We start from the raw sequence: 4,819 nt of genomic DNA, 5'->3' as shown, positions 1-4,819 counted from the left end.
GCGTCGAGCTTCCCCTCCGCGCCCTCTTCGAGGCGCCCACCGTCGCCTCCCTCGCCGCTCGCATCCTCTCGGCCTCCCGCGAGGGCTCCACCGCTCAGCCGCCTCCCATCCTCCCTGTCCCTCGCACTGGCCCGCTGCCCCTCTCCTTCGCTCAGCAGCGTCTCTGGTTCATCGACCAGCTCCAGCCCGGCTCCTCCACCTACAACATGCCCTCCTTCGTCCGCCTGGACGGGCATCTCGACATCAACGCGCTCCAGCTCAGCTTCGATGAACTCGTCCGCCGCCACGAAGCGCTCCGCACCACGTTCATCCAGCGTGACGACCAGCCCTTGCAGGTCATCGCGCCGCATGCCGAGCTGCCCGTCACGCGCGTGGACCTCCGAGGCCTCGACGCGGAGAGCACCCGTGTTGAAGTCGAGAACCGACTGAAGGAGGAGTACCAGCGGCCCTTCAACCTCTCCACCGGTCCGCTCATCCGCGCTCAAATCCTGGAGCTGAGCGACACCGAGCACGTGCTCGCGCTCAACATGCACCACGTCGTCTCCGACGGTTGGTCCATGGGCGTGCTCATCCAGGAGGTCGGCGCCCTCTACGACGCCTTCTCCCACGGCAGGCCGTCTCCGCTCGCGCCCCTCTCCATCCAGTACGCCGACTTCTCCGTCTGGCAGCGCGGCTGGCTCCAGGGCCCCGTGCTCGACGCCCAGATTGCCTACTGGCGCAAGCAGCTCGCGGACCTCACGGCCCTGGAGCTGCCCCTCGACAAGCCTCGGCCCGCCGTGCAGACCACCTCGGGCGGACAGGTATTCGTCAGCCTGCCGCTCGCCACAGCCGAAAAGCTCAAGAACCTGTGCCAGCGCGAAGGCGCTACGCCCTTCATGGCGCTGCTCGCCGCGTGGCAACTTCTCCTGTCCCGCTACTCCGGTCAGGACGACATCACGGTCGGCTCGCCCATCGCCGGTCGTCACCGTTCGGAGCTCGAAGGACTCATCGGCTTCTTCGTCAACACGCTCGTGCTGCGCGCGCGCATCGACTCCCGTGCGTCCTTCCCGAGCTTGCTGCGGCAGGTGAAGGAGGCCGCGCTCGGTGCCTACGCGCACCAGGACATTCCCTTCGAGCGACTCGTCGAGGAGCTGCAGCCCGGCCGTGACATGAGTCGCAGCCCGCTGTTCCAGGTCCTCTTCGTCCTCCAGAACACGCCGGCGTCCGCCATCCAGAAGACGGAGCTGACGCTCAGTCCGGTGGAGGTCAGCGGAAACACGTCGAAGTTCGAGCTCCAGCTCAGCCTCGTCGAGACGCCGGACGGCATCTTCGGAGGGATTGGCTACAACTCCGACCTCTTCGAGCGCGCCACCGTCGAGCGCATGGCCCGTCACTTCGAGCTGCTCGTCGAAGCCGTCGCCACCCGCCCCGACGTCCCCGTCGCCGCCCACTCCATCCTCACGGAAGTCGAGCGCCGCAGCGTCCTCGTCGACTGGGCTTTGTCCCCGGTCGTCACCTCGCCTGACTCCACGATCCCCGAGGTCTTCGCACGCGTCGTCGCGCGCTCTCCCGACGCGACGGCCCTCCTCTTCGGTGAGGACGTCCTCACCTATCGCCAGCTCGACGCCCGCTCCAACCAGCTCGCCTGGCACCTGCGCGCGCTGGGCGTCTCCACCGACTCCCGCGTCGCGTTCTCGCTGGAGCGCTCCTTCGACCTCGTCGTCGCGCTCCTCGCCATCCTCAAGGCTGGCGGCGCCTACGTCCCTCTCGACGCCAGCTACCCCCGCGAGCGCCTCTCCAACATGATGGAGGACGCCCAGCCGCTGCTCATCCTCACCTCGCGAGCCCTCGCGCCGAAGCTCCCGACGGAGGGCCGCACCACCCTCGTCCTCGACGACGTCGACTTCTCGTCTCAGCCCACGGGGGCGCTGCCGCCAGCGGCCCTGCCCCTGTCCCTGGCCTACGTCGACTTCACGTCCGGCTCGACGGGCCGGCCCAAGGGTGTCGGCACTCCGCACTCCGGCGTCCTTCGCACGCTCGTCGGCCCCGACTACACGCGGTTCGGTCCTCAGCAGACGCACCTGCTGCTCGCGCCCATCTCCTTCGACGCCGCGACGTTCGAGATCTGGGGCGCGCTGCTTCATGGCGCGCGGCTCGTCGTCCCGCCGCCGCACTCGCTGTCGCTCGAGGAGATCTGGCAGGCCGTGTCCCTTCACGGCGTCACCACGCTCTGGGCCACCATTGGTCTCTTCACCCAGCTCGCGGACTCCGGGCTTCCGGGCTTGAGTGCGCTGCAGCACGTCCTCACGGGCGGCGACGTCGTCTCGCCGCTCCACGTCCGCAAGGCCCTGAGCACGTGGCGAGTGCCCGTCACCAACGCCTATGGCCCGACGGAATCCACGGTCTTCGCCACGACCTTCACGGTCACCCGGTCCGAGGACGTTGGGACGACGCTGCCCATCGGTCGCCCCATCCACGGCACGCAGCTCTTCGTCCTCGACGCCACGCTCCAGCCCGTTCCCCCTGGCGTGACGGGCGAGTTGTTCATCGGTGGTGAGGGCCTCGCGCGCGGCTACCTCCTCCGCCCCGACCTCACCGCGGAGCGCTTCATTCCCCACCCGTTCAGCGCCACGCCCGGAGCACGCCTCTACCGCACCGGCGACCTGGTCCGCTGGCGCGACGACGGCGCGCTCGACTTCCTCGGTCGCTCCGATGCCCAGGTGAAGCTGCGCGGCTTCCGCATCGAGCTCGCCGAAATCGAGGCGGCGCTGCGCTCGCACCCGTCCGTCACCGGGGCGATCGCCCTGCTGCGCGAGGACTCGCCGGGAGACAAGCGCCTCGCCGCGTACTTCACGTCTTCGGCCCCCATCGACTCGGCCGACTTGCGCTCGTTCCTCAAGCTCAAGCTGCCCGAGTTCATGCTGCCGTCGTTCCTGCTCCACCTGGACGCGTTCCCGCTCACCACGAACGCGAAGCTCGACAGGAAGGCCCTCCCGGCTCCCGACACCTTCGCGTCCTCGAAGTCCTTCCTCGCGCCTCGCAATCCCACCGAGGAGCTGCTCGCCTCCATCTGGGCCGACGTCCTCCGTCTCGACAAGGTCAGCGTCTCCGACGACTTCTTCGAACTGGGCGGCCACTCGCTGCTCGCCACGCAGGTGGTGTCGCGCATCCGGAGGGCGTTCGAGGTGGAGCTGCCCTTGCGCGCGCTCTTCGAGGCGCCGTCCGTGGCGGAGCTGGCCACGCGCATCGCCGCCGCTCGGCAGGAGCACTCGAGGCAGGCGCCTCCGCTGGTGCCCACGCCGCGCACAGGAGAGCTGCCGCTGTCCTTCGCGCAGCAGCGGCTCTGGCTCGTGGATCAGCTCGAGCCTGGCACCTCCGCGTACAACATCCCCTCGGCGCTGCGGCTGCGGGGGACGCTCCACCTTTCCGCGCTGGAGCAGTCCTTCACCGCGCTGCTCGAACGCCACGAATCGCTGCGCACCACGTTCCTCGCCCGGGATGGCGAGCCCGTGCAGCACATCCATCCGGCCGAGCGGTTCTCACTGCCCATCGTGGAGCTGGGCATGCTCTCCGCGGAGGAACGCGAGGAGCACGCGCGGAGGCTCGCGGCCGAGGAGGCCCAGCGGCCGTTCAACCTCGCCCGAGGGCCCGTGTTCAGGGCGATGCTGCTTCGCCTGGCGCCCGAGGACCACGTGCTGCTGGTCACCATGCACCACGCCGTCTCGGACGGGTGGTCCATGGGCGTGCTCATCCAGGAGCTGGCGTCGCTGTATGAAGCCTTCGCCTCGGGCGGAGACGCTCGACTGCCCGCGCTCCCCATCCAGTACGCGGACTTCGCGGCCTGGCAGCGTTCCTGGTTGAAGGGCGACGTGTTGGAGCAACAGCTCGGGTACTGGCGTCGTCAGCTCGGCGCGCTTCCTCCGCTGCTGGAGCTGCCCACGGACAAGCCCCGTCCTCCTGTTCGCAATCCTCGCGGAGCCTCTCAGCCCGTGCGGGTGTCGAAGGAGCTGACGGAGCGCCTGATGACGCTCTGCCGCCAGGAAGGGGCCACGCCGTTCATGGCGCTGCTCGCCGTGTGGCAGGTGTTGCTCGCGCGCTACTCGGGCCAGGACGACATCACCGTCGGTTCGCCCATCGCCGGCCGCACCCGGACGGAGACCGAGGGACTCATCGGCTTCTTCGTGAACACGCTCGTGCTGCGCACGCAGGTCCGCCCCGGCCTGCGCTTCCGCGAGCTGCTGGCGCAGGTCCGCGCCACCACGTTGGGCGCCTATGAGCACCAGGACGTCCCCTTCGAGAAGCTGGTCGAGGAGCTGAAGCCCCAGCGCAGCCTGAGCCACACGCCGCTGTTCCAGGTGATGCTGTCGCTGCAGAACCTCCCGGTGGCGAACCGCACCGTGGAGAGCACGTCCGACGACAGCGCGCCGCTGCACCTGGAGTCGTTCGCGCAGGAGCTTCAGGTCACGAAGTTCGACCTGACGCTGACCCTCTCACAGACGCCGGAAGGACTGGCTGGCGGGCTCAGCTACCGCGTGGACCTCTTCGAGGAGGCCACCATCGCCCGCTGGGTGGAACATCTGAACACCCTGCTGGAAGCGGCCATCACCGCCCCCGATACCCTCGTGGGTGAGTTGCCGATGCTGCCGGCGGAGGAGCGCCGTCAGGTGCTCGTCGAGTGGAACAACACCCGCCGCGAGCTGCCCTGGACTGGCGCCTTCCACGAGCGCTTCGAGGCACAGGCCGCCCTCACGCCCGACGCCCTCGCCGTCCTCGACGACTCCTCCTCTCTCTCCTTCCTCCAGCTCAATCAGCGCTCAAACCAGCTCGCCCACCTGCTGCG

Annotated in this window: 1 protein-coding gene; it reads left to right on the top strand. The window is 69.1% G+C overall.

Features of this window, described 5'->3' with window-relative positions:
- A partial coding sequence (locus tag HUW62_RS45815) for a non-ribosomal peptide synthetase (RefSeq protein WP_176438030.1) occupies positions 1 to 4,819 on the top strand: 4,819 nt, incomplete at both ends.

The organism is Myxococcus sp. AM011 (assembly GCF_013372595.1).
GTDB lineage: Bacteria > Myxococcota > Myxococcia > Myxococcales > Myxococcaceae > Myxococcus > Myxococcus eversor.
This window is presented reverse-complemented; position numbering and strand designations above follow the sequence as displayed.